Source organism: Paenibacillus sp. LjRoot56, assembly GCF_964253335.1.
GTDB classification, from domain to species: Bacteria; Bacillota; Bacilli; order Paenibacillales; family NBRC-103111; genus Paenibacillus_E; species Paenibacillus_E allorhizoplanae.
The window spans coordinates 206270-231338 of record NZ_CAXURV020000001.1 but is presented as its reverse complement, the minus strand read 5'-3'; the positions used below and the strand labels follow the sequence as shown (position 1 = coordinate 231338).

Genomic DNA, 25069 nt, shown 5'->3' with positions numbered 1-25069 from the left:
GATTTTATAACCGCAGGAAAACCACGCTGCTTCGTTGTAGTAGTCATCAAGAGAAATGGCGGTTCTACAGCAGATAAGTTGGATAACATATGATATAATGGACGAGGTTTGCCTGACCTATAAGCTTAATTAGGAGGAACATATGGGTAAAGTACATATTTGCGATCATCCGCTTATCCAGCATAAGCTTACTTATATTCGGGATGAGAACACAACAACGAAGGATTTTAGAGCCCTTGTCGATGAAGTTGCTACATTAATGGTGTATGAAATTACAAGAGATCTGCCACTACAACAAGTGCAAGTGAAAACGCCGGTTACAACAGCAGATTGCCAAGTTATCTCGGGTAGAATGTTAGGGCTGATTCCTATTTTGCGCGCGGGGTTAGGTATGGTTGACGGCGTGTTAAAGCTGATGCCAGCTGCAAAAGTAGGACATGTTGGTCTTTACCGCGATCCGGATACGCTCCAACCTGTTGAGTACTATGTGAAGTTGCCAACCGATGTGTTGGAGCGGGATTTGCTCGTTATTGATCCTATGCTTGCAACAGGCGGATCTGCCAATGCAGCAATTGACGTGCTGAAAAGCAGAGGCTGCTCACGTATTAAGCTAATGTGTCTCATTGCAGCACCTGAGGGCGTAGCTTCTGTACAAAAAGAACATCCAGACGTTGATATTTATGTCGCAGCGGTTGATGATCATTTGAATGATCATGGCTACATCGTGCCAGGTCTCGGGGATGCAGGGGATCGACTGTACGGTACGGATTAATTTTTTGAACAAAAGTAAAGCTTACGAAGTCAGTTTTCCTGTAAGAAAACTAAGCTCATGCTTACGAAGATAGCTTTCCTATGGAAAGCTTTAAGGGGAGAAGAAACCGATGAAACGTTTAAAAGTGATTACGATCTTCGGAACAAGACCTGAAGCTATCAAAATGGCTCCACTCATTCTCGAGTTGGAGAAGCATCCTGAGCAGATTGAGTCTCTGGTATGCGTAACCGCACAACATCGTCAAATGTTGGACCAAGTGCTTGATATTTTCAAAATCACACCGAACTTTGATCTTAACGTTATGAAGGATCGCCAAACACTGAATGAGATTACGATGCGCGTGCTGCAAGGCTTGGAGCCTGTGTTCCAAGAAGCGAAGCCAGATCTAATTCTCGTGCATGGGGACACACTAACAACTTTCCTTGCCAGCTATGCAGCCTTCATGCAGCAGATCCAAGTAGGACACGTGGAAGCGGGTCTTCGGACGTGGAACAAATTGTCGCCATATCCAGAGGAAATGAACCGTCAATTAACGGGTGTTCTCGCTGATCTTCATTTTGCGCCTACACAGCAATCCGCAGATAACCTGCGCAAAGAAAATAAATCAGAGTCCCAAATTTATGTGACGGGTAATACAGCCATAGACGTGTTTAAGTACACGGTGCAGGAAAAGTTCAATCACCCTGTGCTGGAATGGGCAGCAGGCCGCAAGTTGATCTTGATGACGGCTCATCGCCGGGAAGCTCAAGGTGAGCCGCATCGCCAAATATTCCGTGCCGTGAAACGCATCGCTGATGAGTTTGAGGATATTGCGATTGTTTACCCGGTTCATCCGAATCCGGTGGTTCTCGAGCCTGCCCATGAAATTCTAGGCAATCATCCACGCATCAAACTGATTGACCCTCTTGACGTTTTCGAACTGCATAATTTCTATCCGTATACGTATATGATTCTGACAGACTCTGGCGGCCTTCAAGAAGAGGCGCCGACCTTCGGAGTTCCAGCTCTTGTTCTTCGCGATACAACAGAGCGTCCAGAAGGCATCCAAGCAGGGACTTTGGAGCTAGTTGGTACGGATGAAGAAGTGGTCTACACACGTGCGCGCGCGCTACTGACAGATCCAGAACAGTACAATAAAATGAGCCAAGCTGCGAACCCTTACGGAGACGGAAAAGCGTCTGAACGCATTGTTCAAGCGATTCTTCATCACTTCGGTAGGACTACTGAACGCCCGGAATCTTTCTAACCGTGACAAAATCATGACAAACGCTACAGCGTACAGTTGGACTGTTCGGTTTGAAAAAGCGCAAACCCTAGAGCCGCAAGGCTCTAAGGAGTTTTGTGAGATGTGACAAATGAAGTTCCGTCAATTGACAAACTTAGCATGGCTTCGATACAATGAATGAGGATTCGTAGCAGATGAGCTACGAGACGCGTTTTCCCATGTGGAAAACACCCAGGAGGGTGCAATGAAACGGCCAAATTCCAATGATAATCCTTGGCGGGCAGTAGCGTTAACTAGTGCAATTGGCATAGACCTTGTCGTATGTTTGGCAGCCGGATATTTCTTCGGCGATTGGTTGAGTGGCGCACTAGGTGGACAGATCTGGTTGTTAGTCGGGTTTTTACTTGGGCTTGTAACCGGCATCATGAGCATTTACTTCATGATTAAGCGGTACGGAGGGCTATGATGGACGACTTTTCAGCCACTCTGAAAACGGTTCAAAATGTATTTCTTTTCTTTTTATCCTTTTGTTTGGCTGCATGGGCGCTTCTTGTCGATTACCGGATTTACGTTGCGGGGATAATGCTTGGAGCTTGTGCGAGTATGATCAATGCAAGGTTCTTAGCCTGGAAGATTAACAAGCTGGCAGCAGCTGCGATAGAGCAGTCAGGGCGCAAGGTAACCCTTGGCTTTCTGACAAGGGCAGCAATCGCGGGGTTTGTCGGTTTGATTGCCGTCAGGTATCCCGAACATGTTGCATTAACCACGACGATTGTTGGATACTTTTTTGCTCAATTGGCAACACTCGTACTGGGTATTCTTTCTATTAAGAAGTCAAAGAAGTAATTCCACGATGTAACTTCAACGGATGAAAGGGGTGAAAATGGAAAATATGGAACATCACGCGCCAATATATAATTGGTTTGGTATTGATTTCGATGCATCAGCACTACTGATGATCGGGATTACCACAGTTATCGTGCTAATTCTTGCTATTGCAGGAGCGAGCCGAGCATCCGTAACAAATCCTTCGAAACTTCAAAACTTCATGGAATGGACGATTGAGTTCGTAGAAGGCATTATTGGAAGCACGATCGGTTCCAAGCATGGCAAAGGTTTTATCGCACTTGGTCTTACGCTCATCATGTATATCTTTATCGGCAACATGCTCGGCCTTCCTTTCTCAATCGTGACGGAAGATCATGTATCTTGGTGGAAATCACCTACAGCTGATATCGCTGTTACAGGAGCACTAACGGTAGTTGTTATCGTACTAAGTCATTACTTAGGGATAACTCGTAACACGAAGCATTACTTCGCGCATTACTTTGAGTTCAAAGGGGCAATGTTGATCCTTCATTTAATTGAAGTTGTATCTAAGCCGCTTACGCTTGCGTTCCGTCTTTACGGTAACATTTATGCAGGTGAAATCATGATATCTGTCATTATTGGAGCAGGTTGGTTTGGAATTGCGCCTCTCTTCGTATGGCAGGGCTTCAGTGTGTTCGTAGGTGCGATTCAAGCCTTCGTATTCACGATGTTGACCATGGTTTATATCTCACAAACATTGATTCATGAAGAAAAGCACTAAGCATTAGACTTACCTCGGGAAGTCTCGAGTCACTTATAAAACAACAAAAAACCTAAGAGTTTAAGGGAGGATTTTATCAATGGGAGCAATAGCATTAGTAGCAGCAGGTATCGTATTCGGTTTGGGAGCACTAGGTGCAGGTATTGGTAACGGTTTGATCGTAGGTCGTGCTTTGGAAGGTATTTCTCGTCAACCAGAACTTCGTGGTACGCTTCAAACAACAATGTTTATCGGGGTAGGTCTAGTTGAGGCAATGCCGGTCGTTGCATTGGTTCTTGCGTTCATCTTTATGGGAAAAGCTTAAGAAACCGCTTGGCGTTGATGGCCGAAGTCGCCACCACGCCTTCGTTTTGCCCATGTTATCAGAAGGGAGTGACGTTACTTGCATATTGAATGGTCCACATTTTGGATACAACTTGTCGCGTTTTTAATTTTATATTTGTTGCTTTCTAAATTTGCGTTCGGTCCTCTGTTCGGCATGATGGAGAAACGCAGACAATTGGTGAAAGATCAAATTCAAACAGCTGAAACTAGCCGTAAACAGGCAGAGCAACTGTTGGAGGAACAAAAGCAAGCGCTGCAACAAACTCGTAAGGAAGCTTACGACATCATTGAGCAAGCGAAGCACACAGGCTCCAAGCAAGCGGATGATATTATTCATGCAGCTAGTGCAGAAGCAAACCGTCTGAAAGACGAAGCGCTTAAAGATATCGAAAATGAGAAGAACAAAGCGGTTGCCGCTCTTCGCAGCCAAGTTGGCGCGATGTCCGTTCTGATCGCATCCAAAATTATTGAGAAACAAATCGACGAAAAGTCACAAGAAGAACTTGTTGAGCATTACCTCAAAGAGGTAGGAGGCAACGTATGAGTGACATCGTCGTAGCGAAGCGTTATGCCAAAGCTTTATTCGAAGTAGCGAAGGAAAAGAATATTATTTCCCAAGTTGAAGATGAGCTTAAATCTGTAGCTAGTGCGATTAGGGATAATGCAGACTTGCAGAAGTTCCTGAACCATCCGAACATCGGGAATACCGCTAAAACGGACCTGCTGAAGCAGATTTTCGAAGGCAAAGTTTCCGAACCGGTGTGGAACACGCTGCTTGTCTTGATTGATAAAGGTAGACAGTCCATTGTTTCAGCGTTGGCGAACGATTATGCCAAAGTTGCAAATGAAGCGCTTGGTCAAGCGAGTGCGACCGTATACTCTGCATACGTACTTTCGGATGCACAACAAGCTGAGATAGCTTCACATTTCAGTAAAGTAACTGGTAAAACGATCCGTGTTTCGTCTGTAGTTGAGCCTAAGCTGCTCGGCGGCATTCAAGTGCGTATCGGTGATCGTTTATATGATGGAAGCTTGGCAGGCAAACTTGATCGTTTGGCCAAAGCGTTAGTTTAATATAACCACTGTAAGAATAGGGGTGAAGTTCGTTGAGTATCAAACCTGAAGAAATCAGCTCATTGATTAAACAACAGATCGAAAACTATAATTCCGATATCCAAGTAGTTGATGTAGGTACAGTCATTCAAGTAGGTGACGGTATTGCTCGTGCTCACGGCTTGGAAAACGTTATGGCAGGCGAGCTGCTTGAGTTCCCGAGCGGCGTACTAGGCTATGCTTTTAACCTTGAGGAAAGCAACGTAGGTATCGTTATTCTTGGACCTTACCGTGATATTCGCGAAGGAGACCAAGTTAAACGTACAGGCCGTATCATGGAGGTTCCAGTTGGTGAAGAACTTCTAGGTCGTGTAGTTAACTCCTTGGGTCAACCTGTAGATGGCAGAGGTCCAATCAATACAACAGCATTCCGCCCTGTAGAGAACATGGCTCCAGGCGTAATGGCTCGTAAATCCGTACATGAACCAATGCAAACAGGTATTAAAGCGATTGACGCTATGGTACCAGTTGGCCGTGGTCAACGTGAGTTGATCATTGGTGACCGTCAAACAGGTAAAACGGCGATTGCGATCGACGCAATCATCAACCAAAAAGGCAATGGCGTTAAATGTATCTACGTTGCAATTGGTCAAAAACAATCCACAGTTGTAGGTGTTGTTGAAACCCTTCGTGCTGCTGGTGCGCTTGACTACACAATCGTAGTAACAGCTTCCGCTTCCGAGCCTTCACCGATGCTATGGTTAGCTCCATACTCCGGTTGTGCTATGGCTGAGTACTTCATGTACAAAGGCGAGCACGTTCTTATCGTATACGATGACTTGTCCAAACAAGCTGCCGCATACCGTGAGTTGTCCCTCTTGCTTCGTCGTCCACCAGGTCGTGAAGCTTATCCAGGGGACGTATTCTATTTGCACTCCCGTTTGCTAGAGCGTGCTGCGAAATTGAACGATGAGCTAGGTGGCGGTTCCATTACGGCGCTTCCATTCATCGAGACACAAGCAGGCGACATCTCAGCTTACATTCCAACGAACGTAATTTCCATCACCGATGGTCAAATCTTCTTGGAATCCGATTTGTTCTACTCTGGTCAGCGTCCAGCGGTTAACGTTGGTAACTCTGTATCCCGTGTAGGGGGCTCCGCTCAAACGAAAGCGATGAAAAAAGTTGCGGGTACACTTCGTGTGGATTTGGCACAATATCGTGAGCTTGCTGCGTTTGCCGCATTCGGATCCGATTTGGATAGAGCGACTAAAGCTCGTTTGGATCGTGGGGTTCGTACGCTTGAAATCTTGAAACAAGGCGTTCACCAACCAATGTCTTTGGAGAAGCAAGTTGCTTCCCTATACACGGTTGTCAAAGGTCATGTGGATGATATTCCAGTTCAAGACGTAACGCGTTTCGAAGCACAATTCTTGGCTTTCTTGGAATCTAACCGTCCTGAAGTTCTGAATAGCATTCGTGATACGAAAGATATTACTGCGGATAACGATAAAGCATTGGTTGACGCAATCAATACATTTAAAAAGAGCTTTGCTGTTTCTGAATAAATCATGAAGGAAGAGCTTCATGTCAAGTGAAGCTCTTCCTACCATGTGAATCCTGGGCAGGCGGACGCCTGAATTCAGGTCTTCGAATGAAGGCTTTATAAGCCTCAAAAGAGAGGTGAGCAGGTATGGCAAAAGGAATGCGCGAGATTAAGCGCCAAATTAAATCCACACAAAGCACGAAGCAAATCACGAGAGCAATGGAAATGGTTGCAGCAGCTAACTTACGTAGAGCACAGCAATCAGCGGAAGCGGCACGTCCGTACTCCGAGAAGTTGAAAGAAGTGGTTGCAAGCATTGCAGCTGGCACCAAAGGCGTGAAGCACCCGATGCTACAGTCACGTGAAGTGAAGAAAACGGCCTATTTGGTCATTACTTCCGATCGTGGTCTAGCTGGTGGTTACAATGCCAACGTGTTGCGTAAAGCAATGACTGAAATTCGTGAAAATCATAAATCAACAGCTGAGTACTCCGTCTTCGTTATCGGACGTAAAGGAAGCAATTTCTTCTCGAAACGTAATATTCCGATTGTTGAAGAAGTAACCGGTGTTCCGGATACGCCTAAATTCTCGGATATTAAGCCTGTTGCAACAGCAGCGGTTGCTAATTTCGTTAACGGTACGTATGATCAACTGTTCCTGATTTACAACAAGTTCCAAAACGCGATTACCCAAATTCCAACCATGATTCGTCTGCTTCCTATGGAAGATGTATCCGGCGTGGCTGCAGCTAGCTATGAGTATGAGCCGTCACCGGAAGGCGTTCTGGAAGTACTGCTCCCTAAATATGCTGAGACGCTTATTTACAGTGCTGTTCTGGAAGGTAAAGCGAGTGAGTTTGGCGCGAGAATGACAGCGATGAACTCCGCAACGAAGAATGCAACGAAGATGATCAGCAGCTACACATTGGCTTACAACCGTGCACGCCAAGCTTCGATTACGCAAGAAATTTCGGAAATCGTCGCTGGAGCAAACGCGAACGCATAATGATAAACGGTCTCGATGGAGACACAAGCTTTACTTAGGAGGGAAACCATGAGCAAAGGGCGCGTTGTGAATATTACAGGGCCTGTCGTCGACATTGAGTTCGAACGCGGACAACTCCCTGAAATTCTGAATGCAATCAAAATTGAAAGAACCGAAGGTGGACAACAGTCCACTATGACGGTTGAAGCGGCTGTTCACCTTGGTGACAACCTCGTACGTTGCGTAGCAATGTCCTCAACAGACGGACTTGTACGTGGTGCCGTAGCAACAGATACTGGCGCAGCGATTACTGTACCGGTTGGTGCAGCAACACTAGGTCGTGTATTTAACGTATTGGGCGATCCGATCGATGGTATCGAAACGGTTGACCGTACATTTACTAGCCCGATCCACAAAGAAGCTCCTGCATTCGACAACTTGTCGACAAAATCAGAGATTCTTGAAACGGGTATCAAAGTTATTGACTTGATGGCTCCTTATGCAAAAGGTGGTAAAATTGGTCTCTTCGGTGGTGCCGGCGTAGGTAAAACGGTAACAATGCAAGAGCTAATTCACAACATTGCACAAGAGCACGGCGGTATCTCCGTATTTGCGGGCGTTGGTGAGCGTACTCGTGAAGGTAATGACCTTTACCACGAGATGAAAGACTCCGGCGTTATTGCAAAAACAGCGATGGTATTCGGTCAAATGAACGAGCCTCCAGGTGCGCGTCTTCGCGTAGCTTTGTCCGGTTTGACAATGGCTGAGTATTTCCGTGACGAAGAAGGAAGAGACGTTCTTCTCTTCATCGATAACATCTTCCGTTTCACACAAGCAGGTTCCGAGGTTTCCGCTTTGTTAGGCCGTATGCCTTCCGCGGTAGGTTACCAACCAACCCTAGCGACAGAAATGGGTCAATTGCAAGAGCGTATTACCTCCACGAAAAAAGGTTCCGTTACTTCCATTCAAGCGATTTACGTTCCTGCCGATGACTATACGGATCCGGCTCCAGCAACGGCTTTCGCTCACTTGGACGCAACAACGAACTTGGAGCGTAGCATCGCGGCTGCAGGTATTTTCCCTGCGGTAGATCCACTAGCATCATCTTCCCGTGTTTTGACACCAGAAATCGTTGGTGAAGAGCACTATAAAGTAGCACAAGGCGTTAAACAAATTCTTCAACGTTACAAAGAGCTTCTGGATATCATCGCGATCTTGGGTATGGATGAGTTGTCTGATGAGGACAAATTGGTCGTTACTCGTGCGCGTCGTCTTCGTCTGTTCTTGTCTCAGCCGCTTCACGTTGCTGAGCCGTTCAACGGATTCCCAGGCTTGTATGTACCAATGAAAGATACCGTGCGCAGCTTCAAAGAAGTTCTTGAAGGTAAGCACGACAACCTTCCTGAAGTAGCTTTCCACAACGTTGGAACGATCGAGGACGCTATCGAGAAAGCAAAAACACTGTAAGCTTGGCATCTTGCTAAGATCAGCTTTTGCTAAACTCTAAGGAAGGAGAATCCAAGTGAGTACATTCCTACTGGAAATTGTAACACCGGAGCGCAAAGTGTACGCTGAACAAGTGGACATGGTTAGCGTGAAGGGTGCTGAAGGGGAGCTTGGAATTCTGCCGAATCACATTCCATTGGTCACTCCACTTAGAATTGCTCCGATTACTGTGAAGAAAGCGGGCTCCAAAGACGAAGTCATCGCAGTGAACGGCGGTTTCATGGAAGTGCGCAAGGATAAGGTGGTTATTTTGGCGGAAAGCGCCGAGCTGCCTGAACAAATTGATATCGATCGTGCGAGAGCAGCGAAAGAGCGTGCGGAGAAACGTCTTGCAGAAACGAAGCAAGATAACGTAGATTTCAAACGTGCTGAAGCTTCCTTACAAAGAGCATTAAATCGTATCGGTGTGTCCGGGAAATAAATATATGAGAAAAAGCGGGGGAACTTCGGTTCTTCCGCTTTTTTGCTTTGAAATGGCGAAGAAAAAAGCTGCCCCTCTCGGAGGAGAGGAACAGCTCGTTGATAATTTCCTTTTTAAGCGTGATGCCAGACTGTGGATTCTCCTGTTTTAGGGCATGGAGGGAACGTTTGACCTGCAACTAGCTCGATGCTTTGCCCGTCGGCATCGCGATAGCGGCCGGTTTCGGTAACCTTGTCATTGGTTCTATGTTGGTGATTAGCGTTCGATGCATTTGCCATAAGAAATCATTCCTTTCGCTTATCAAAATAGGAAATTTGGACAAGACTAGAATGCCCAGTGAATAGTATTACCCACTTCTGTGAAATGCTACTCATATATGAAAAGAATTAATGTCGACGCCCAAACCCCTTTTTGTTATACTAATATAGGTGATTATTACCAAAACTATCGAAATCGTAAGGAATGCAAATAAGAAATGGAGGCGGTTACATTCACATGATGTATACAAATAACTATGTAATCGTAGCGGTTTTTCTAGGGTTAGGTATTTTCCTCCCCATAGCAGCGCTGACGATTGGCAAATGGTTAAGACCGAGTAAACCCATCGATGAGAAGTATACGACGTATGAGAGTGGGAATGAACCAGTAGGTGAGGGACAAATCCGGTTTAACATTCGATATTATTTGTACGCTTTGATGTTTGTCATCTTTGATGTGGAGACCGTATTCCTCTATCCGTGGGCCGTTGCCTTTAATCAACTTGGTTTATTTGCTTTAATTGAAATGTGTATTTTTGTTGCCTTGCTTGCCATAGGATTAATATACGCTTGGAAGAAGAAGGTGCTGCGATGGACTTCAGTCTAGAGTCAATCTCTCCCGAGGAACGGGAAGAAATAAACCGTAATGTATTTATGACAACACTGGAGCAGGTAAAAGCTTGGGCTCGCAGTAATTCGCTTTGGCCATTAACCTTTGGCTTGGCTTGTTGTGCAATCGAAATGATGGGAACAGGCGGTTCTCACTATGATTTAGACCGATTCGGAGTCATCTTCCGTACGTCACCAAGGCAATCAGATGTCATGATTGTAGCAGGGACAGTTACGAAGAAAATGGCTCCTTTGTTGCGCCGACTTTATGAACAAATGCCTGAACCAAAGTGGGTTATCGCGATGGGCTCCTGTGCAACAGCAGGCGGACCGTATGTGAAATCGTACTCGGTCGTGAAGGGTGTCGACCAAATCGTTCCAGTGGACGTGTATATCCCAGGTTGTCCGCCGAATCCAGCTGCGCTGATCTATGGCATCAACAAGCTTCAGGAGAAGATTCGTTATGAAGCGAAGACTGGGAAGCAGGTGATCAATCGATGAGTGAGGAGAACAAGCCGGAAGAAACCACGGTTCCGACTCCTCCTGTTGGTGAGGATGGAAAAGAGGAAGGCAAAGTGGTAGGCAGCGAGCCCGCTAAAGCGGGAAGCCCACCGGTTGAGAACAAAACGGAAGTTGTGGATACGAATCCGACGGTAGGAAGCTCGGAGAGCAAAACCGAAGCCAGCGAGCTGTCGGCTGCAAGCACGCCAGCAGCCACCGACGCGGCGGCAGAGCGCGCCGCGGCAAGAGCCGCGCGCCTCGCAGCGCGCGCGGCCACTGCTGACGCGGGCGAACCTGCGCCCGCCGGGGCAGCAACTCCAGCGTCCGCAGACGCTGGCTCTGACGAAGAGAAGGCGGCCAAAGCCCAGGCCGCCGCAGAAGCCCGCGCCGCGCGAGCCGCAGCACGCGGAGCGAAGCCCGAATCGGCGGATCCAGCCGCGCCGAAGGAGCCATCACCGAACCAGCCGCTGCTGGACCGGCTGGTTGCGATCTTGAAGGCCGAGGCAGGCGAAGACGCCGTCGTCGAATCCTTCATCAACGAAAGGGACGCGCATCGTCCTTACGTCGTCATTCACAGCTCGCGCTGGCCGCAGGCCGCGCTGACGCTTCGGAATCACGAAGAGCTGCGCTGTGATTACTTGCGCAATCTTTCCGGTGTGGATCAAGAAACGCACCTTGAGGTGGCGTATCATCTGCTTTCCCTTACACACAAGCATGAGTATTGTGTGAAGGTGAAGACAGACCGTGAGCAACCTAGCATACCTTCGGTAGCTGATGTCTGGCCGACGGCCAACTGGAACGAGCGCGAAGCCTTTGACCTTTTCGGCATCGACTTCCCTGGCCACCCGAACTTAGTACGGATCATGATGCCTGATGATTGGGTGGGTCATCCACTGCGCAAAGACTACGAACCGCTTGACCCGGAGGTGTAGCACGTGTTACGGACAGAAGAGCTCCTGTTAAACGTTGGTCCTCAGCATCCCAGTACACACGGCGTTTTCCGCGTGATTGTAAAGCTGGATGGTGAAGTCATTCGAGAAGCAATACCCGTTATGGGCTACTTACATAGAGGAACAGAGAAATTGGCTGAGAATCTCAGCTATACCCAAATCATCCCGTACACAGACCGAATGGATTATGTATCGGCGATGACGACCAACTACGCGTTAGTTAACGCCGTAGAGAGAATGATGCAACTCGAAGTGCCGGAACGAGCGGAATTTCTTCGCTTAATCGTGATGGAGCTGCAACGGATCGCCTCACACATGGTGTGGTGGGGAACATACCTGCTGGATATCGGAGCAATGAGCCCGTTCTTGTATGCGTTCCGTGACCGTGAAATCATTATCGATCTCTTCAACGAACTGTGTGGCGCGCGTTTAACATACAACTACATGCGTGTAGGCGGCGTGAAATGGGACGCACCAGACGGCTGGATCGAGAAGGTACGGAAATTCGTGCCGTATATGTACGGCAAATTAGAAGAATATCACACGCTTGTCACCGGAAATGAGATATTCCTGTCACGGATTAAGGGTGTAGGCAAATATGACGCTGAGACAGCCATTGCGTATGGCCTTAGCGGGGCGAACCTGCGTTGTACGGGTGTTGACTGGGATATTCGCAAAACGCAGCCCTACAGCCTGTACAGCCGCTTCCAGTTCGATGTGCCTGTGCGCAGTGGTGGGGATTGCTATGACCGTTATTTAATACGTATGGAAGAAATCAAACAATCCCTTCGCATCCTGGAACAAGCCTTAGACGTGTTCCCTGAGGGTGGCGAGACGATGGGCAAAGTGCCTAGAGTCATTCGCCCGCCAGAAGGCGAAATTTACGCAGCAATTGAGTCTCCACGTGGGGAAATAGGCTGTCATATTATTTCCCGAGGTAAGCAAGAACCGTACCGCTTGAAATTTCGCAGACCGTCCTTCGTGAATCTGCAAATCCTGCCCAAGCTTCTGGTTGGGGAATCGATGACCAATCTAATTACGATTCTGGGCGGCATCGATATTGTCGTTGGGGAGGTGGATGCCTAATGGTCAATTTATTGGAGGAGAGTCTGACATGGACGAACTTCTTCGTATTCCTATTCTGGGGCATCGTGATGCTCATGCTCGTGTTGGGGTTCGTTACCTATGCGATCTACTTCGAGCGTAAGGTCATCGGCTGGATGCAGCTGCGGATCGGACCGAACCGGACAGGACCTTTTGGGCTGCTGCAAAGCGTCGCCGACGTATTCAAGCTTCTCATTAAGGAAGATACGATCCCTAAGAAAGCTGAGCGTGAGCTTTTCATACTCGCACCAATCATTACTTTTATCCCGTCCTTTACGATCATTGCGACCATTCCGTTCTCGGATCGGATGTTTGGTGCCAATTTGAATGTGGGATTGCTTTATTACGTGGCACTGACAGGGATCTCAACCATCGGAATTATTCTAGGCGGTTGGGCATCCAACAATAAATATGCGTTGCTGGGCGGCATGCGTTCGGCAGCTCAAATGATTAGTTATGAAGTTCCGTTAGTTATTTCGGTTGTTGGTGTAATTATGATGACGGGCAGCCTGAATCTGCATACGATTGTTGATCACCAAACAGGCGGTTTCTGGCACTGGAATTTCATTCCGCAGATCCTGGGTTTCATTATTTTCGTGATTGCAGGTGTGTCGGAGCTTAATCGTACGCCGTTTGACTTGCCAGAAGCAGAATCTGAGCTCGTTGCGGGCTATCATGTTGAATACAGCGGTTTCCGCTTCGCTTTCTTCATGCTATCCGAGTATGTGTACGTCTTCGTCATTGCTTCACTGGTGAGTCTGATTTTCCTTGGTGGATGGCATGCGCCATTCGGATTCCTTGATTTCATACCAGGCGTTATCTGGTTCCTGTTGAAATTCTCATCGGTCGTGTTCTTCCTCTTCTGGTTGCGGGCGACACTGCCACGTGTTCGAATTGATCAATTGATGGGGTTCGGCTGGAAAGTGCTGCTTCCACTGGCACTCGTCAACATGCTGGTGACGGCGATTATCATGACCATCTTCTAAACAAGCAAGAAAGCTGATCTTGGTCGGATCTTCCTCCGCAAAACTTTAAGTCCATGCTTTCGAAGTTAGTTTTGCTAACGCAAAACTTGAAGGAGTTGAAACACATGAAGGGCATTATGAAAGGTTTAGGCTTCACGTTCAAGCATTTGACTGAGAAGAAAGTAACGTACGCATACCCGGAAGTTCCGATTAAAATGCCGGATCGCTTTCGTGGTATTCAATATTTTGATCCCGAGAAATGCATTGTGTGCAATCAATGTGCGCGTGTGTGCCCGACGGAGTGTATTACGTTAACTGGAAAAGCGAACCCAGACCCTGAGAAAAAGGGGAAGGTCATTGATACGTATGACATCAACTTCGAAATTTGTATCCTGTGCGACCTGTGCACAGAAGTGTGTCCGACAGAAGCCATCGTGATGACGAACAATTTTGAGCTCAGCAGCTATAGTCGGGATGATTTGTTCAAAAATATGGAGTGGCTGAGCAACAACACCCAAAACATTCGTCAAGAGAACAATTCTGCGATGCCTAAAGGGGGCGCGAAGAAAGATGTTTAGTGGACTTGGCGATTTCTTATCCAGCGGTACGAGTTGGGCGTTCTTCATTTTCGCGTTGCTCGCGATCGGCGGGGCGATCTTTATGATCTCTTTTACGAAAGTCGTTCACATGGTTGTTGCAGTGGCCCTCACGTTTATCAGCTTGGCTGGCCTGTATGTCATCCTTGAAGCGGAGTTTGTCGCTTTCGTGCAGGTCTTAATTTATGCTGGTGCCATCTCCATTCTGATGATTTTCGGCATTATGATGACGAAGCATAGACAGGGTGAAGACGAGGGACTTAAGCGTCCATGGCATGAAGGCTTGGCCATTCTTGGCGCTGTGGGATTGTTCGGCGTGTTGTTCTATGCGATTCAGAAATCGACCTTCGTCTCTTCGGGGACATTGGATGCTGGCAAGGATAATACGCTCGAAATCGGAAAGCTGCTGTATAACGTGCATGTCATTCCCTTCGAAATCATGTCCGTACTGCTGACGGTAGCGTTCATCGGTGCCATCGTAGTCGCGAAGAGAGAGGAGGATTAGCGTTGGGTAACTTAATTACTCCTTATCTTACATTAGCGGCGATCCTATTCTGCATTGGACTATACGGTGCATTAACGAAGAAAAACGGGGTTATCGTCTTGCTCTCCATCGAGCTTATGCTCAATGCGGTGAACTTGAATTTGATTGCCTTCTCGAAACTAGGAGATCACCCCGCATTGACGGGGCAAATTTTCTCCTTATTTAACATTACAATTGCAGCTGCTGAGGCGGCTGTGGGGATTGCGATATTAATCACGATTTACCGAAACAAAGGCACTGTCGAAGTGACTGATTTGGATTCTATGAAGCGCTAGGAGGCTAACAAGGCTATGGTATCGGACTATTCACAGTACGCCTGGCTCATTCCATTGTTTCCGTTGCTTGCTTTTCTAGCGCTTACGGCAATGGGGCGTCAACTGAAAGATTTGGGGATTTACATTAGCATTTTTGCGATGCTGCTTTCATTCATTGTGGCTTTGCTCATATTTGTGGAGCGGATTGGCGGCAATGTTGAGGATTTCACCTGGGATAAAATGAACTGGCTGCAAGTGGGCGATTTTACGCTGAAGATGGGGTTTGAGGTCACCAATCTAAACTCCCTGATGCTCGTAATTGTTACGCTGGTTTCACTGCTGGTGAATATTTATTCCAAAGGCTACATGAAAGGCGACGAGCGTATTCACGTGTTTTTCGGCTATATTGCGCTGTTCTCCTTCTCCATGCTAGGCCTTGTTATTTCTGAAAATATGCTGGAGCTTTACATCTTCTGGGAGCTAGTAGGGGTATGTTCCTTCTTGCTCGTCGGATTCTGGTACTTCAAGCCAGAGGCGAAGGCTGCCGCCAAAAAGGCATTCATCGTCACCCGCATCGGGGATGTGGGCTTGTTTATCGCGATCCTCCTGTTGTATCTCTACATGCCAGGACATGCGCTAGATTTCACATCGATACATAATGCCTTCACCACGGGCAAAATCGACCCTACGATCGTTACATGGATCGCAGTTCTGATTTTCATCGGGGCGATGGGTAAATCCGGACAATTCCCGCTGCACACGTGGTTACCTGATGCCATGGAAGGGCCAACGCCGATCTCGGCGCTGATCCATGCCGCAACGATGGTAGCTGCTGGGGTGTATCTTGTGGCACGTACGTTCGATATTTTCCATGCTTCGCCGGATGCGTTGACGGTTGTAGCTTATGTGGGTGGATTTACCGCCATTTTTGCAGCCACCATCGGTATCGCGCAGAACGATATTAAGCGGATTCTCGCTTACTCGACTGTGAGTCAACTCGGCTACATGATGATGGCACTGGGGATTGGCGTTTCAATTACGTCAGGAATGTTCCACTTGTTTACACATGCCTTCTTTAAAGCGCTGCTCTTCTTGGGTGCAGGCAGTGTGATTCACGCGGTTCATACGCAGAACATCAACGAAATGGGCGGCTTATCCCGCAAAATGAAAATCACGACCTGGACCTTCGGGATCGGAACGCTGGCTTTAGCCGGTATCTTCCCATTCGCAGGCTTCTGGTCGAAGGATATGATTCTGACAGAAGCGTACGAGCATAATCAACTTCTGTTCTGGGTCGGTGTGATTGCGGCTTTCTTCACCGCTTTCTATATGTCACGCCTGTTCTTCCTTGTGTTTATGGGCTCGTCTAGAGCGAAAGCAGTGGCTTCGGAGGATCACGATGATCATGAGCATAACCACGCACATGAGCCGCATGAATCTCCAGCTTCGATGACAACACCGCTTATCGTGCTTGCTGTGCTTGCTGTCGTGGCAGGCTTCGTGAATACGCCATTCAATGAATGGCTGGGTCACTGGTTAACAGGGCAAGACCATGAGGAGGCGGCTAACTGGACGGTTATTATTTTGTCCACATTAGCTGGCGTACTCGGAATTGGCTTGGGTTACCTGATCTATCTCAAACGTACCATCCCTCGGGACATTGTTTCGGGTAAATTACCTTGGTTGTATACTTTACTAAATCGCAAATATTTCATCGATGAAATCTATGACACCATTGTTGTCAAACCACTTCGAGGCCTTGGCTATATCCTGGAATTGATTGATATTTACATTATTGACGGGATTGTACGCTTAGTTGCTTTCACCGTGGTTAGTCTTGGACGCTTAGGCTCCCGACTCCAAAATGGTCAACTGCAGTCCTACGGGGTCATCATGCTGCTCGGGATGCTGATTCTGGCACTTGCCATTGCAGGAAGGAGGTTCATACATGCCGGCTAACTTACCCATTCTTAGTATGATTGCCTTCTCACCTCTGCTTGGTGTGCTCGTCCTGCTCTTCCTTCGGGGTGATCGTGGACGTCTGATCAAAACGGTAGGTATCGTCACGACGCTGATTCCGCTGATTTTGGCGGCATGGCTGTATGTGGACTATAACTATCAAGGGGATCCACTACAGTACAAAGAACAGCTCGATTGGATCAAAGTCCCTTTAAACCACGAGGGTATTCAACAAATTACACAATTCTTCTTCGAGTTTAAATATTCGTTAGCTGTCGATGGCATTTCGTTGCCGCTCGTCTTTCTAACAGCGCTGATTTCGTCGATGGCCGCATTAGCGTCTGTTTACATCAAGAAACGATGGAAAACGTATTTCATTTTGTTCCTCTTGCTAGAAACGGGGATGTTCGGTGTATTCATGGCACAGGATCTCTTCTTGTTCTTCCTGTTCTTCGAAATTACACTCGTGCCGATGTTCTTCTTGATCGGAATTTGGGGGTATATGAACCGAGAGCAAGCGGCAAACCGCTTCTTGCTGTATAACGGTCTTGGCTCGGCAATTATGCTGATTGCCTTCCTTATTCTGGTTACGACTGCAGGATTTAACCAAGATCCATCGCAGACAGAGGCTATCATTTACTACAGCGGCGACATTCATACGATTGCACACAATCTATTGCAGGCCCCTGAGGCTTATGTGAATCAAAGCGGTACGCCATTCTTTATGAGTCAAAACATGAAATGGACCGTGTTCATCATGCTGCTGGTCGCTTTCGGGATCAAGCTGCCGATCTTCCCGTTCCATACGTGGATGCTGAAAGTACATACAGAGGCTCCGCCTGCTGTTGTTATGATTCACTCCGGGATTTTGCTCAAAATGGGGGCCTACGGCCTTATCCGTTTCGGCATTCTATTCTTCCCGGCGGAAGCTCAGCAATGGGCGTGGGTGCTCGCGCTCCTCGGTGTCATTAACATCGTGTACGGCGCGTTGCTCGCGATGGTCCAGAAGGACTTCAAACTCGTGCTCGCCTACTCGAGTATTAGCCATATGGGCATCGTCCTGTTGGGACTTGCTGCATTCAACATTGCAGGTCTGCAAGGCGCAGTGTTCCAGCTGATCTCACACGGTCTTATTTCAGCCCTGATGTTCTTGCTCGTCGGCAGCATCTACGAGCGAACCGAAACCACACAGCTCGATCGCTTGGGCGGTCTCGCTCGCAATATCCCCTTCATCAGCGGTATTCTGCTGATTGGGGGCATGGCCTCGCTCGGATTGCCAGGCTTATCCGGCTTCATCAGTGAGTTCCTCGCGTTCGTCGGACTCTTTGAAACCCACCGTGTGTACGCGATTGTCGGTACACTGGGTATTATCTTCGCAGCGGTTTACGTGTTGCGCGGGGTGCTGAACATCACGTTCGGCCCTAAGCAGCCGAGCTTACTGCAGCAAGGGATGCGCGACGCGCGTCTCATCGAGGCTGTGCCGATGATTACCTTGGTCGCGTTCATTCTCTTGCTGGGCGTGTACCCAAGCGTGCTGAGCCAGCCGCTTCAACAAACCATTGGCAGCTTGGATCAATTGATCCATAGCGTAGCCGGGAAGATAGGAGGTTAGTCCAGTGGAACAGATTAGACTCCATGCTAGTGATTTATCGTATCTGCTCCCTGAGCTTGCGCTGGTTGCTACCGCGATCATCCTATCTCTCTTGGATTTGGTTCTGCCGAACCGATTCAGTCGTTCGATTATCGGATGGTTGACCCTGGTCGGCATCGCGATTTCTGCCGTGTTCGTTGTCTTGCAGCTGAATCCGGACGAAGCGATTCAACTCTTGAATCAAAGCTATCGCGTTGACGACTTCTCGAACTTACTTAAATTATGTACCCTTGTCGGTACGGGACTCATCGTCTTTATGAGCTTAGGCTTCGTGAAAGAGGATAGCATCCCGCATGTCGGAGAGTATTATTACTTCTATTTGCCTGCAGCGCTAGGGGCTATGATCATGTCGTCTTCGGGTGATTTGATTACACTCTATGTCGGGTTGGAATTGCTGAGCATCACTTCTTACCTCATGGTAGCTATGAAGAAGAAAGACAAGAAATCCAATGAAGGAGCATTCAAATACTTGGTGATGGGAGGTATCTCATCCGCGATTATCCTGTATGGCATGTCCTTCCTGTATGGGATGGTAGGTTCTGCGAATCTGCAAGAGATTGGCGCAGCCCTTCCTACGTTGGTAACATCGTACGAGCCGCTGCTCTACGTTGCTTTCTTCTTACTGCTGGCAGGATTCGGTTTCAAAATTGCCGCCGCACCTTTCCACAGTTGGGCGCCAGATGTTTATGAAGGTGCGCCAACACCGGTTACGGCATTTTTGGCTGTCGTGTCCAAAGCGGCCGGGTTCGCCATCTTGTTCCGTGTCTTTTATGTCTTATTCGGATTCAGCGACTTCGGAGAGAGTAAATTGCAATCCGATGTATTCCTAGCGATCTCCGTTATGGCGGCTATTGCGATGGTAGTGGGGAATTTCATTGCGCTGAAGCAAACGAATATGAAAAGGCTACTCGCCTATTCGGGAATTGCCAATGCAGGTTATTTGCTCGTTCCGATTGGAACGTACTTTTCGGCCACGCATTATGCTAATTTCTCGGAATTCATATTCTACTTAATCGCGTATATGTTTATGAACATCGGAGCTTTCGCTGTATTGATGATTATCGAGCAGGCCGAAGGTCATACCGAAGCCAAAGGCTTCGCGGGTCTGTACTATCGCGCACCTTTAACAGCTGTGGCGATGGTATTGATTATTCTTTCCTTAGCTGGTATTCCGTTATCAGGCGGATTTTTCGGTAAGCTCTACATTATTTTAGGAACGATGCAGACGCAGCAATACTGGCTTGGTGCTCTAATGATCGCAACCAGCGTTGTTTCGTTCTACTACTATTTCAGCATCGTGCGTCAAATGTTCATGCGCAGCGATTACGAGCCAGCCGCGATCAAAGTGTCCGTGCCGTTAGGCATAACCGTTTGGCTATGTGCGCTAATCAGCGTAGCACTTGGTGTGGTTCCGCACTTGGTACTGAAAGGCATCGAGAGCGTCTTTACTTTGACGAAGGATTTTATCATCCAATAATCTGTACCCTAATCAGCCTTTCCTACGTAAATGTAGGGAGGGCTTTTTTTCATCTCATTTCCCCGGAAATAAAGGCGAATAGGTCCGATGACCCAATATTTACATTATTTAGATGAGCTACGGGCAACTCCCAGAAAATACTTTAAAAAATATTTACTAAGATCTGAACTTTTTGCGAAGATGAACCGTTATAGGTATCGAGAAGATGTTTAATATGGTATAGATATATGAGAAAACTTTTATCGAGGCACCTCGAAGATGAGCGACCGCGTTTAGATGTAAATTTTATCGCCAATAACAAAGCTGTTTTCGAACACCGAAAACGTATACTTTCTTATGTGGTAAGTAAATGACAAAGAGATTCAATTTGGGATAAAGGACCTGATGTGATGACTACTTTTAGATACGTGGGCCCCATGATATTGATGACTATGCTAGTCTTAGGACTAACGGGTTTCGTGCCTAACGTAGATGCGGCTTATGCGGTGTCTTCGGATCCCATGAGAGTGAAGCAAACTTATCTGGATATGATTCGCGTTGACCAAGCATGGGCTGCGGCAGGTGATGCCCGTACGCCGATCGTTGTCGCCGTGGTTGATACAGGCGTTGACCTTGGACATCCAGATTTAACTGGCAATTTAGTGGATGGTGTGAACTTGCTGCAGGCTTCGAAGAAGCCTTTTGATGATAATGGACATGGAACGAACGTAGCCGGCTTGATTGCCGCTGCGATTAATAACGATAAAGGCATCGCGGGCATTGCCCCTAATGCCAGAATTATGCCAATCAAGGCACTTGAAGCAGATGGAACTGGCGGTGAAGCTAAGCTGGGTGAAGGCATTAAATATGCCGTGGATCACGGGGCGAAAATCGTAGTCCTTTCCTTGGGGTTGAACAAATACTCGGATTATCTGGCAGGTATTGTGCAATACGCAGAGGATCACAATGTCTTGCTCGTCGCCGCTGTTGGTAATGAAAGCACGAGTGTGAAATACCCTGCGGCGTATCCAACTGTGCTTTCTGTTGGCGGTGTTAGCACCAATAAACAGGCTGATCCACGATCAAATTACGGTCCAGAGCTCGATATTATGGCGCCATGGGACGTCTACACGACGGCGCTTGGCGGTGGCTACCAGTATCAAGATGGAAGCTCAATGGCTGCGCCGCAAGTGGCAGCCGCAGCTGCACTAGTATGGGGGAAATATCCGGCTATGTCGGCGTATCAAGTGCGCTCACAGCTCGAGCAAACAGCCACGGACTTAATGTCCAGAGGGTGGGACGCTAAGACGGGTTATGGCTTATTGAATATCGAAAAGGCACTGACGGAGCCTTATAAGCAAGATCGCTTCGAGCCGAATGATCTTGCGAGTCAGGCCGCTTCACTTCCTAATCATACGGTAGTCAAAGCGAACCTCAGCTCAGGGCAGGACCAAGACTGGTATGCGATTGATGCAGCTTACGACGGTTATATTCAGTTAGCAGTACAGCCCGAGGACGGCGCAGGTATTCGTGTGAATATTGATTCTGGACAGAGCTTTGTCGCGGCTAGTGGAGCTGCTGAGGGAAGCCAGTCGTTCACTGTAGCTGTGACCAAAGGCATTACCTATGTGCAGTTGGAGAATGTTGATCGAGCACGCAAGACACTGCTTAATTACACGTTGCAAACAGATTTTGTTATTTATACGGATCCTTTTGAGGATAATGATAAGCAGTATAAAGCTTTTTCATTGCCAGAACGTAGTCAGACCATTCGAGGCACGTTTCATGAAAAAGGCGATATCGATTGGTTCGCACTCACGCTTGAACACTCGGGCACGATGCGCCTCAGACTATCTACGGATACGGGACGGATTGATCCAATGCTTCTTTTCCAGAAAGAAGGGGAGAAGTCGACGACGATCGATCAAGCGGGCGATGGCGGTATCGAAGTGAGCTCCCAGATGGAAGTGCTTCCTGGGCAATATTATATTCGTGTTAGTAATGTGAAGGATTATACCGGACCGATTACGGGTGAATACACGTTAGAGATAGAGTATACGCCTAAATTGATTGATGCGAACGAACCGAATGACAAATCGTATCAAGCTACTTTTGCTGCGATGAATGCAGGGTATGAAGGTGTTTTTAGTAAAAATGAAGACGTTGATTGGTTCGAGTTCCGATTGACTTCCGATAGTTTGGCCCAGATCAGATTGACGAATATTCCTACCTCACGTACGTTATATGCGACGTTGTATAATAACTCGTTGCAGGAACAAGGCACCTATCGTAGTGACAGTGGTTCGAGTCAGCTTAATTTCGAGAAGCCGTTGCCCGAAGGAACGTATTATATTAAGCTCCAGGCGAACCAGTGGTTCATGAGTCAGATGTATCGCTTACAGTTGAACAGTTATGGGCTGGTCAGCGGGTATGTTGATATTGCTGGACATTGGGCACAAGATGCCATTAGCAAGCTTACCGAGCAAGGGATGATTAGCGGCTACGGGAATTATCGTTTTGCACCGAATCAATCCATTACAAGAGCTGAAGCGGCAACCGTGCTGTCTCGTGCTTTGCGTTTATCGAAACGCAAGGATTTGCGATTCAGCGATCTAGCCGTTTCGCATTGGGCTTACGCGGATATAGCTAAAACCGTTCAAGCCTCCATCGTAGATGGTTACCCGGATGGGACATTTAAACCCGACGGCAAGCTGACCCGTATGGAAATGACACAAATGCTTGCGCGCAGTATGAATATGACAGGGAAGCTGAGAGGCAATGCACCTTTTAGCGATGTGAGTGAATCTTATTGGGGTGTAGGCATTCTCAAACAGATGGCGGCAGATGGTTGGATCAGCGGATTTCCCGATGGTACCTTCCATCCAGAAGATCAGGCAACACGGGCTGAATTTGTGACTTTGCTGGCGAGAGTTGTAAATCGGTAAAATTGAAGAGGAGTGACCTATGGGCGAGACGGACAAATGGAGTGAAGTGGCGCAATACGCGTCGTTGATGAACATGGCTAGTATAGCTGTCTATATTCTTTGCATCGGGTTGGCGTGGTGGTCGCTGCAAGCGTTCCGCTTTGATGTTTTGCTGCGAAGGCCCAAAGGCGCACAAGCGATTATGCTGCAAATTTTACTTTCGATCGGACTCGGGCAGCTGGTTGCAGGGTTTTTCATTCAGTATTTAGGTCTCTCGATGAGCTTCAGTAAGATGTTTTAATGCGATTTTCCGAATAATGCGGAAGTTTGTTGTCAACAATGGATAATAGAACGGAATGAAAATCACATGACGCTTCGAACTCTATGTAGGGCATCTCTGACTGCCAAAAGAACACAGTTGTAACTATGTGGCTCCAAATGATAAACTTAGGAAATGTGCAAAACCTGTCTTTTAAAATAAGTGCGCGGAGGGACCATGATGAGCAAAATTATCGTCCGCGGTGGCCGAAAGCTAGCTGGCAATGTAAAAATCAACGGAGCAAAGAATGCGGTACTGCCGATTATTGCGGCTTCCATTCTGGGGTCGGAAGGTGAAAGCGTCATCCATGATGCGCCTCCCCTTGACGATGTACTAGTCATTAATAAAGTATTACAAAGCTTAGGAATTGAAGTCGAATACAACCGTCAGGTGATTCGAGTAAGAGCTGGGCAGATTAATACCTGTGAAGCTTCCTATGATCTAGTCCGTAAAATGAGAGCCTCTTTCCTCGTGATGGGTCCTTTGTTAGCTAGGTTGGGTCAAGCGAGAATTTCGCTTCCTGGCGGTTGTGCGATTGGCACAAGACCGATTGACCAGCATCTTAAAGGCTTTGAAGCGATGGGTGCCGATATTGAACTAGGCCAAGGCTATATCGAAGCTAAAGTGAAAGGGCGCCTGAAGGGTGCCAAGATTTATTTGGATGTCGCCAGTGTAGGTGCAACCGAGAACATTATGATGGCTGCAACGCTTGCGGAAGGTACGACAACGATTGAAAATGCGGCAAAAGAGCCGGAAATTGTTGATTTGGCTAATTACCTGAATGCGATGGGCGCTGTGATCCGCGGTGCGGGAACGGGTGTTATTCGTATTGAGGGTGTAGAGAAGCTTCGTGGTTGCGTACATACGGTGATCCCAGATCGCGTAGAAGCCGGCACATACATGATCGCTGCAGCTATTACAGGCAGTGAGTTGTATATGGAGGGCGCGATTGGAGACCACCTTCGTCCTGTCATTTCCAAAATGCAGGAAATGGGTGTAACGATTGAAGAAGATGAGAACGGCATTCGCGTTCGAGCTACAGGTCCGTTGCGTGCGGTAGACGTGAAAACGTTGCCGTATCCTGGCTTCCCAACCGACATGCAGTCGCAAATGATGGCACTGTTGATGGTAGCGGACGGAACGAGCCTTGTAACGGAGACTGTGTTCGAGAACCGTTTCATGCATGTGGAAGAATTCGCGAATATGAATGCAAACATTAAAGTGGACGGTCGCACAGCGATCGTAAGCGGTAATTCCAAACTGCGTGGTGCTAAGGTATGTGCAACAGACCTGAGAGCTGGTGCAGCGCTCATTCTCGCGGCATTGGCGTCTGAGGGTGAGACGGAGATTACGGGTGTCCATCACATTGATCGTGGCTATGTCGATATCACTGACGTTCTGCGTGAACTAGGTGCCGATATCTATCGCTCGGTCCCACAAGAAATTGAGCAAGAAGTGGCGGAGCTTGGATTTTTCAATATCCAGCCGACGCTAGCGTAAGACGAGAGGAACCATCAGGGAACGGACCTGATGGTTCTTTTTTTTGAGTCTACCTCTA

At 47.7% G+C, this 25069-nt stretch carries 27 protein-coding genes; 26 read left to right on the top strand and 1 reads right to left on the bottom strand.

Annotated features, from left to right (window positions below; translation table 11 throughout):
- Positions 1–142 precede the first annotated feature (142 nt).
- The 12 genes from upp (at position 143) to ACSQ8O_RS00980 (ending at position 9422) form a co-directional block, all read left to right on the top strand.
- Positions 143–772, top strand: coding sequence for a uracil phosphoribosyltransferase (gene upp, locus ACSQ8O_RS01035; RefSeq protein ID WP_056611696.1), 630 nt, complete (start codon positions 143–145; stop codon positions 770–772).
- 109 nt (positions 773–881) lie between these two features.
- Positions 882–2018: a non-hydrolyzing UDP-N-acetylglucosamine 2-epimerase gene (wecB, locus tag ACSQ8O_RS01030; RefSeq protein WP_436240117.1), complete on the top strand. Its 1137-nt coding sequence runs from the start codon at positions 882–884 to the stop codon at positions 2016–2018.
- A 223-nt stretch (positions 2019–2241) separates the two neighbouring features.
- Positions 2242–2463, top strand: coding sequence for an AtpZ/AtpI family protein (locus ACSQ8O_RS01025; RefSeq protein ID WP_056611689.1), 222 nt, complete (start codon positions 2242–2244; stop codon positions 2461–2463).
- Positions 2463–2843 carry an ATP synthase subunit I gene (locus ACSQ8O_RS01020; protein WP_056611685.1) on the top strand — a complete coding sequence of 127 codons (381 nt, stop codon included), beginning with the start codon at positions 2463–2465 and terminating at the stop codon, positions 2841–2843. Before ACSQ8O_RS01025 ends, ACSQ8O_RS01020 begins: the two co-directional genes overlap by 1 nt.
- Before the next feature lie 37 nt (positions 2844–2880).
- Positions 2881–3588: a F0F1 ATP synthase subunit A gene (atpB, locus tag ACSQ8O_RS01015; RefSeq protein WP_310501116.1), complete on the top strand. Its 708-nt coding sequence runs from the start codon at positions 2881–2883 to the stop codon at positions 3586–3588.
- A 79-nt stretch (positions 3589–3667) separates the two neighbouring features.
- The gene (atpE, locus tag ACSQ8O_RS01010) at positions 3668–3892 is read left to right on the top strand and encodes a F0F1 ATP synthase subunit C (RefSeq protein ID WP_028556930.1); all 225 of its coding nucleotides are present in this window, start codon (positions 3668–3670) and stop codon (positions 3890–3892) included.
- A gap of 78 nt (positions 3893–3970) precedes the next feature.
- Positions 3971–4456, top strand: coding sequence for a F0F1 ATP synthase subunit B (gene atpF, locus ACSQ8O_RS01005; protein ID WP_056611682.1), 486 nt, complete (start codon positions 3971–3973; stop codon positions 4454–4456).
- Positions 4453–4986 (top strand): F0F1 ATP synthase subunit delta, encoded by a 534-nt coding sequence (locus tag ACSQ8O_RS01000; protein ID WP_056611679.1) that lies wholly within the window; start codon positions 4453–4455, stop codon positions 4984–4986. The genes atpF and ACSQ8O_RS01000 overlap by 4 nt, the downstream gene beginning before the upstream one ends.
- Before the next feature lie 32 nt (positions 4987–5018).
- Positions 5019–6533 (top strand): F0F1 ATP synthase subunit alpha, encoded by a 1515-nt coding sequence (gene atpA, locus ACSQ8O_RS00995; RefSeq protein WP_056611676.1) that lies wholly within the window; start codon positions 5019–5021, stop codon positions 6531–6533.
- 125 nt (positions 6534–6658) lie between these two features.
- A complete protein-coding gene (gene atpG, locus ACSQ8O_RS00990) occupies positions 6659–7516 on the top strand; it encodes an ATP synthase F1 subunit gamma (RefSeq protein WP_029195659.1) in 858 nt (285 codons plus the stop codon).
- 48 nt (positions 7517–7564) lie between these two features.
- Complete coding sequence (gene atpD / locus ACSQ8O_RS00985) at positions 7565–8962, top strand: F0F1 ATP synthase subunit beta (RefSeq protein WP_056611673.1); 1398 nt, start codon at positions 7565–7567, stop codon at positions 8960–8962.
- A gap of 55 nt (positions 8963–9017) precedes the next feature.
- Positions 9018–9422: a F0F1 ATP synthase subunit epsilon gene (locus ACSQ8O_RS00980; protein ID WP_056611670.1), complete on the top strand. Its 405-nt coding sequence runs from the start codon at positions 9018–9020 to the stop codon at positions 9420–9422.
- A gap of 113 nt (positions 9423–9535) precedes the next feature.
- Here the strand turns inward: ACSQ8O_RS00980 and ACSQ8O_RS00975 are convergent, their stop codons facing one another.
- The gene (locus tag ACSQ8O_RS00975) at positions 9536–9700 is read right to left on the bottom strand and encodes a hypothetical protein (RefSeq protein ID WP_157256841.1); all 165 of its coding nucleotides are present in this window, start codon (positions 9698–9700) and stop codon (positions 9536–9538) included.
- 220 nt (positions 9701–9920) lie between these two features.
- On the opposite strand from ACSQ8O_RS00975, the gene ACSQ8O_RS00970 reads away from it, so the two are divergent.
- The 14 genes from ACSQ8O_RS00970 (at position 9921) to murA (ending at position 25011) form a co-directional block, all read left to right on the top strand.
- On the top strand, positions 9921–10286 hold the full coding sequence (locus ACSQ8O_RS00970) for an NADH-quinone oxidoreductase subunit A (protein ID WP_057313434.1): 366 nt from the start codon (positions 9921–9923) through the stop codon (positions 10284–10286).
- Positions 10271–10789, top strand: a complete 519-nt coding sequence (locus ACSQ8O_RS00965; protein WP_056611667.1) for a NuoB/complex I 20 kDa subunit family protein — start codon at positions 10271–10273, stop codon at positions 10787–10789. Before ACSQ8O_RS00970 ends, ACSQ8O_RS00965 begins: the two co-directional genes overlap by 16 nt.
- A complete protein-coding gene (locus ACSQ8O_RS00960) occupies positions 10786–11721 on the top strand; it encodes an NADH-quinone oxidoreductase subunit C (RefSeq protein WP_436240116.1) in 936 nt (311 codons plus the stop codon). Before ACSQ8O_RS00965 ends, ACSQ8O_RS00960 begins: the two co-directional genes overlap by 4 nt.
- A gap of 3 nt (positions 11722–11724) precedes the next feature.
- Entirely contained in the window at positions 11725–12825 is a 1101-nt protein-coding gene (locus tag ACSQ8O_RS00955) for an NADH-quinone oxidoreductase subunit D (protein WP_056611664.1), read from the top strand.
- Positions 12825–13829, top strand: coding sequence for an NADH-quinone oxidoreductase subunit NuoH (nuoH, locus tag ACSQ8O_RS00950; RefSeq protein ID WP_056611661.1), 1005 nt, complete (start codon positions 12825–12827; stop codon positions 13827–13829). Before ACSQ8O_RS00955 ends, nuoH begins: the two co-directional genes overlap by 1 nt.
- A 104-nt stretch (positions 13830–13933) precedes the next feature.
- Positions 13934–14386: an NADH-quinone oxidoreductase subunit NuoI gene (nuoI, locus tag ACSQ8O_RS00945; RefSeq protein ID WP_056611658.1), complete on the top strand. Its 453-nt coding sequence runs from the start codon at positions 13934–13936 to the stop codon at positions 14384–14386.
- Positions 14379–14909 carry an NADH-quinone oxidoreductase subunit J gene (locus ACSQ8O_RS00940; protein ID WP_056611655.1) on the top strand — a complete coding sequence of 177 codons (531 nt, stop codon included), beginning with the start codon at positions 14379–14381 and terminating at the stop codon, positions 14907–14909. Before nuoI ends, ACSQ8O_RS00940 begins: the two co-directional genes overlap by 8 nt.
- Before the next feature lie 2 nt (positions 14910–14911).
- Positions 14912–15223 carry an NADH-quinone oxidoreductase subunit NuoK gene (nuoK, locus tag ACSQ8O_RS00935; protein ID WP_436240115.1) on the top strand — a complete coding sequence of 104 codons (312 nt, stop codon included), beginning with the start codon at positions 14912–14914 and terminating at the stop codon, positions 15221–15223.
- 15 nt (positions 15224–15238) lie between these two features.
- Positions 15239–17161, top strand: a complete 1923-nt coding sequence (nuoL, locus tag ACSQ8O_RS00930) for an NADH-quinone oxidoreductase subunit L (protein ID WP_436240114.1) — start codon at positions 15239–15241, stop codon at positions 17159–17161.
- Positions 17151–18773: a complex I subunit 4 family protein gene (locus tag ACSQ8O_RS00925; RefSeq protein WP_056611647.1), complete on the top strand. Its 1623-nt coding sequence runs from the start codon at positions 17151–17153 to the stop codon at positions 18771–18773. The genes nuoL and ACSQ8O_RS00925 overlap by 11 nt, the downstream gene beginning before the upstream one ends.
- A gap of 4 nt (positions 18774–18777) precedes the next feature.
- Positions 18778–20289, top strand: a complete 1512-nt coding sequence (locus tag ACSQ8O_RS00920; protein WP_436240113.1) for an NADH-quinone oxidoreductase subunit N — start codon at positions 18778–18780, stop codon at positions 20287–20289.
- Positions 20290–20705: 416 nt separating this feature from the next.
- Positions 20706–23213, top strand: a complete 2508-nt coding sequence (locus ACSQ8O_RS00915) for a S8 family serine peptidase (RefSeq protein WP_436240112.1) — start codon at positions 20706–20708, stop codon at positions 23211–23213.
- A gap of 19 nt (positions 23214–23232) precedes the next feature.
- Positions 23233–23493 (top strand): DUF1146 family protein, encoded by a 261-nt coding sequence (locus ACSQ8O_RS00910; RefSeq protein WP_063795496.1) that lies wholly within the window; start codon positions 23233–23235, stop codon positions 23491–23493.
- A 198-nt stretch (positions 23494–23691) separates the two neighbouring features.
- The gene (gene murA, locus ACSQ8O_RS00905; RefSeq protein WP_171633436.1) at positions 23692–25011 is read left to right on the top strand and encodes a UDP-N-acetylglucosamine 1-carboxyvinyltransferase; all 1320 of its coding nucleotides are present in this window, start codon (positions 23692–23694) and stop codon (positions 25009–25011) included.
- Positions 25012–25069 lie beyond the last annotated feature (58 nt).

What these genes read in the sequence shown, in the direction of transcription:
- atpG (WP_029195659.1), top strand. Translation starts at nt 6,659, where the DNA reads ATGGCAAAAGGAATGCGCGAGATTAAGCGCCAAATTAAATCCACACAA.
- ACSQ8O_RS00915 (WP_436240112.1), top strand. Translation starts at nt 20,706, where the DNA reads ATGATATTGATGACTATGCTAGTCTTAGGACTAACGGGTTTCGTGCCT.
- ACSQ8O_RS00925 (WP_056611647.1), top strand. Translation starts at nt 17,151, where the DNA reads ATGCCGGCTAACTTACCCATTCTTAGTATGATTGCCTTCTCACCTCTG.
- nuoH (WP_056611661.1), top strand. Translation starts at nt 12,825, where the DNA reads ATGGTCAATTTATTGGAGGAGAGTCTGACATGGACGAACTTCTTCGTA.
- ACSQ8O_RS01000 (WP_056611679.1), top strand. Translation starts at nt 4,453, where the DNA reads ATGAGTGACATCGTCGTAGCGAAGCGTTATGCCAAAGCTTTATTCGAA.
- wecB (WP_436240117.1), top strand. Translation starts at nt 882, where the DNA reads ATGAAACGTTTAAAAGTGATTACGATCTTCGGAACAAGACCTGAAGCT.
- ACSQ8O_RS00960 (WP_436240116.1), top strand. Translation starts at nt 10,786, where the DNA reads ATGAGTGAGGAGAACAAGCCGGAAGAAACCACGGTTCCGACTCCTCCT.
- ACSQ8O_RS00965 (WP_056611667.1), top strand. Translation starts at nt 10,271, where the DNA reads ATGGACTTCAGTCTAGAGTCAATCTCTCCCGAGGAACGGGAAGAAATA.
- nuoI (WP_056611658.1), top strand. Translation starts at nt 13,934, where the DNA reads ATGAAGGGCATTATGAAAGGTTTAGGCTTCACGTTCAAGCATTTGACT.
- atpE (WP_028556930.1), top strand. Translation starts at nt 3,668, where the DNA reads ATGGGAGCAATAGCATTAGTAGCAGCAGGTATCGTATTCGGTTTGGGA.
- nuoL (WP_436240114.1), top strand. Translation starts at nt 15,239, where the DNA reads ATGGTATCGGACTATTCACAGTACGCCTGGCTCATTCCATTGTTTCCG.
- ACSQ8O_RS00970 (WP_057313434.1), top strand. Translation starts at nt 9,921, where the DNA reads ATGTATACAAATAACTATGTAATCGTAGCGGTTTTTCTAGGGTTAGGT.
- atpB (WP_310501116.1), top strand. Translation starts at nt 2,881, where the DNA reads ATGGAAAATATGGAACATCACGCGCCAATATATAATTGGTTTGGTATT.
- ACSQ8O_RS00975 (WP_157256841.1), bottom strand. Translation starts at nt 9,700, where the DNA reads ATGGCAAATGCATCGAACGCTAATCACCAACATAGAACCAATGACAAG.
- ACSQ8O_RS00940 (WP_056611655.1), top strand. Translation starts at nt 14,379, where the DNA reads ATGTTTAGTGGACTTGGCGATTTCTTATCCAGCGGTACGAGTTGGGCG.
- ACSQ8O_RS01020 (WP_056611685.1), top strand. Translation starts at nt 2,463, where the DNA reads ATGGACGACTTTTCAGCCACTCTGAAAACGGTTCAAAATGTATTTCTT.
- atpD (WP_056611673.1), top strand. Translation starts at nt 7,565, where the DNA reads ATGAGCAAAGGGCGCGTTGTGAATATTACAGGGCCTGTCGTCGACATT.
- ACSQ8O_RS00910 (WP_063795496.1), top strand. Translation starts at nt 23,233, where the DNA reads ATGGGCGAGACGGACAAATGGAGTGAAGTGGCGCAATACGCGTCGTTG.
- murA (WP_171633436.1), top strand. Translation starts at nt 23,692, where the DNA reads ATGAGCAAAATTATCGTCCGCGGTGGCCGAAAGCTAGCTGGCAATGTA.
- ACSQ8O_RS01025 (WP_056611689.1), top strand. Translation starts at nt 2,242, where the DNA reads ATGAAACGGCCAAATTCCAATGATAATCCTTGGCGGGCAGTAGCGTTA.
- upp (WP_056611696.1), top strand. Translation starts at nt 143, where the DNA reads ATGGGTAAAGTACATATTTGCGATCATCCGCTTATCCAGCATAAGCTT.